Below are 3,148 nucleotides of genomic sequence, written 5' to 3'. Positions count from 1 at the left end.
CCGACGGCCCGCGGTCGAGGAGGAGGGCGCGCGGGCCGTCGGTGGCGCTGCCGAAGCGGAGTTCGCTGCCGGGTCCGACGCTCCACTCGCGGACGCGGTGGCCGTCGGCCCAGGTGCCGTTGGTGCTGTCCTCGTCCTGGACGGTCCAGTGGTCGCCTTCGGGGCGCAACACGGCATGGTGCCAGGAGACGCGGGCGTCGTCGAGGCAGATCTCGCAGAGGGGGTCGCGGCCGACGTGGTAGGACCGGCTCGGGCTCATCGGGGTGGAGCCCGCGTCGGTTTCCAGGACTAGCTCGGGCGCGGCTGACGGCACACCTGAGGGCTGGGCCATGACCAGATTTTCCCACGATCCTTCCGACGGGGCATAACCGCAGGTCAGAGGGGTGTTAACCGTAATGACAACGGTCCCCGTTGCAGCCTTTGCCCATTGCTTCACAGTGCGCTTCACTTCACGCGTCGGAACCGACCGGACGGGGGACGCCATGAGCGTGCACGACCACATGCACGACGCCGCACACACGCACGACCAGGGCCGCGGCCACGGCCACGACGGCCACGGGCACGGCCCCGGCGGGCACTCCCACGGGGTGTCCGCGGACGCGGACCGGCGGTGGCTGGCCGCCGCACTGGCCCTGATCGGCACCTTCATGGCGGTCGAGGTGGTCATCGGCGTCATCGCCCGCTCGCTCGCCCTGATCTCCGACGCGGCGCACATGCTGACCGACGCCGTCTCCATCGTCCTCGCCCTCATCGCGATGCGGCTCGCGGCCCGCCCGGCGCGCGGCGGGTTCACGTACGGGCTCAAGCGCGCGGAGATACTCTCCGCCCAGGCCAACGGCCTGACCCTGCTGCTGCTGGCCGTCTGGCTGGCGTACGAGGCGGTCGAGCGGCTGATCGACCCGCCGCCGGTCGCGGGCGGCCTGGTGCTCGTCACGGCGCTCGCCGGCATCCTCGTCAACATCGCCGCGGCCTGGTGCATCTCCCGGGCGAACCGCTCCTCGCTGGCCGTCGAAGGCGCCTACCAGCACGTCCTGAACGACCTGTTCGCCTTCATCGGCACCGCCGTCGCCGGACTCGTCGTCCTGACCACGGGCTTCCGGCAGGCCGACGCGATCGCCACGCTCGTCGTGGTGGCGCTGATGGTCAAGGCGGGCTACGGGCTGGTCCGCGAATCCGGCCGGATCTTCCTGGAGGCGGCCCCCGCGCACCTGGACCCCGATGCGGTCGGCGACCGGCTGGCCGGGCACCCGCCGGTGACGGAGGTCCACGACCTGCACATCTGGACGATCACCTCCGGCCAGGCCGCCCTGTCGGCCCACGTGCTGGTCGAGCCGGCGGGTGACTGCCACGCGGTCCGGCGGGACCTGGAGCGGCTGCTGTCGAAGGAGTACGGCATCACCCACACCACGCTCCAGGTGGACCACGCCCAGGAGGCGCTGCTCACCGTCGGCCGGGCGGCGGACGCCGCGGCCGACCCGCACTGCGCCGAGGCCCACGGGCCGGTCCACCGCCAGGGCCCGCACGACCACTGAGCCGCCTCGGCGCGCCGCCGGCCGGGACTGCCGGCGCGCGCGCCGGGCATACATGCGGCCATGACGACGAAGCGCAGTGCGGGGCTCCTCCTCTTCCGCGAGACGGGGGCGGTGCCCGGTTCCGGGGCCGCCCCGCCGGTCGAGGTGCTGCTCGGCCACATGGGCGGCCCGCTGTGGGAGCGGCGCGACGCCGGCGGGTGGGCCATCCCCAAGGGGGAGTACGAGCCGGACGAGGCGCCCCTCGACGCGGCCCGGCGGGAGTTCACCGAGGAGATCGGCCTGCCCCCGCCGGAAGGCCCGTACCTGCCGCTGGGCGAGGCCCGGATGCCGAGCGGCAAGCAGGTGGTGATCTGGGCGGTCCGCGCCGACCTCGACCCGGCGCTGATGGTTCCCGGCACCTTCCTGATGGAGTGGCCGCCCCGCTCGGGGCGGACGCAGGAGTTCCCGGAGCTGGACAGGGTGGCCTGGTTCACCCCGCAGGAGGCCAAGGCGAAGCTGATCGCCTCACAGGTCGCCTTCGTCGACCGGCTGGTGGAGCTGCTGGCGGGCTGAGCGCCGCCCGGCCCGGGGAGCCGGCCGCGGCCCCCCGGGGCGGGTTGGGAACCGCCGCGGGCGGAAACCGTGTCACTGGGGGTGGCCGACCGGCTACACGTCCGGACCGGGGCCGCGGCGGCGCCATGGACGGGGGCAGACGATGACGACGTACGGCTGGACGGTGCCCGGCTACACGCACGTCCGGGAGCTCGGCGCCGGCGGCGGCGGCCGCGTGGTCCTCGCCGTGCACGGGGCGACCGGTACGCCCGTCGCGGTGAAGTACCTCGGCGAGCGGCTCCGCGAGGACCCGGCGTTCCTCGCGGAGTTCCGGGCCGAGGCGCGGCTCCTGGGCGGCCTGGAATCCCCGTACGTGGTGCGGCTGTACGAGTACGTGGAGGCGCCGGGCGGCGCCGCGATCGCGATGGAGCTCGTCGACGGGATCTCCCTGCGGGCCGTGCTGCGGGAGTCGGGGCGGACCGGGCCCGAGGCGGCGCTGGCCGTGCTGAAGGGCTCGCTGCTCGGCCTGGCGGCGGCGCACCGGACGGGCGTCGTCCACCGCGACTACAAGCCGGAGAACGTCCTGGTGGCGGCCGACGGCTCCTCCAAGCTCGTCGACTTCGGGATCGCGGCGCGCCGCGGCACGACCCCCGGAGTCGCGGGGACGCCCGCCTACATGGCGCCCGAGCAGTGGCAGGGGCGGCCGGCCTCGCCCGCGGCCGACGTGTACGCGGCGACGGCCACGTTCTTCGAATGCCTGACCGGCCGCAAGCCGTTCCCCGGGCAGAACTTCGCGGAGCTCGCCGTCCAGCACGTGGAGGCGCCCGTACCGGAGGACGAGGCGCCGGAGACGGTCCGGCCGCTGATCCGCCGCGGCATGGCGAAGGCGCCGGAGCAGCGCCCGGGGGACGCCGAGGAGTTCGTCGCGGAGCTGGAGCAGCTGGCGCTCGCCGCGTACGGGCCCGACTGGGAGGAGCGCGGGCAGCGCAGGCTCGCGGCGGCGGCCGCGCTGCTGCCGCTGCTGTTCCCGTCCTCGGGGGGTGCGGCGTCGGGGACGACGGCGGTCGCGACGACCTCGCTGGGGC

Annotated in this window: 4 protein-coding genes; 3 read left to right on the top strand and 1 reads right to left on the bottom strand. The window is 74.8% G+C overall.

Annotation, left to right across the window (positions count from 1 at the left end; all coding sequences use genetic code 11):
- The coding region (locus tag EF903_RS30880) for an FHA domain-containing protein (protein WP_148142620.1) at positions 1 to 331 on the bottom strand (331 nt) is incomplete at its 3' end.
- 151 nt (positions 332 to 482) lie between these two features.
- Between EF903_RS30880 and EF903_RS30875 the strand changes: the two genes are divergently transcribed.
- From EF903_RS30875 to EF903_RS30865, 3 genes are all read left to right on the top strand, one after another.
- A complete protein-coding gene (locus EF903_RS30875; protein ID WP_125548285.1) occupies positions 483 to 1,532 on the top strand; it encodes a cation diffusion facilitator family transporter in 1,050 nt (349 codons plus the stop codon).
- A 60-nt stretch (positions 1,533 to 1,592) separates the two neighbouring features.
- Positions 1,593 to 2,084, top strand: coding sequence for an NUDIX domain-containing protein (locus EF903_RS30870; RefSeq protein ID WP_125548284.1), 492 nt, complete (start codon positions 1,593 to 1,595; stop codon positions 2,082 to 2,084).
- Between the two features lie 142 nt (positions 2,085 to 2,226).
- A partial coding sequence (locus EF903_RS30865) for a serine/threonine-protein kinase (protein WP_148142619.1) occupies positions 2,227 to 3,148 on the top strand: 922 nt, incomplete at its 3' end.

Source organism: Streptomyces sp. WAC05292, from assembly GCF_003949955.1.
Taxonomy (GTDB): domain Bacteria; phylum Actinomycetota; class Actinomycetes; order Streptomycetales; family Streptomycetaceae; genus Streptomyces; species Streptomyces globosus.
This window is presented reverse-complemented; position numbering and strand designations above follow the sequence as displayed.

Bases quoted from the DNA above. Each gene is read 5' to 3' on its own strand.
- EF903_RS30870 (WP_125548284.1), top strand. From the start codon at position 1,593: ATGACGACGAAGCGCAGTGCGGGGCTCCTCCTCTTCCGCGAGACGGGG.
- EF903_RS30875 (WP_125548285.1), top strand. From the start codon at position 483: ATGAGCGTGCACGACCACATGCACGACGCCGCACACACGCACGACCAG.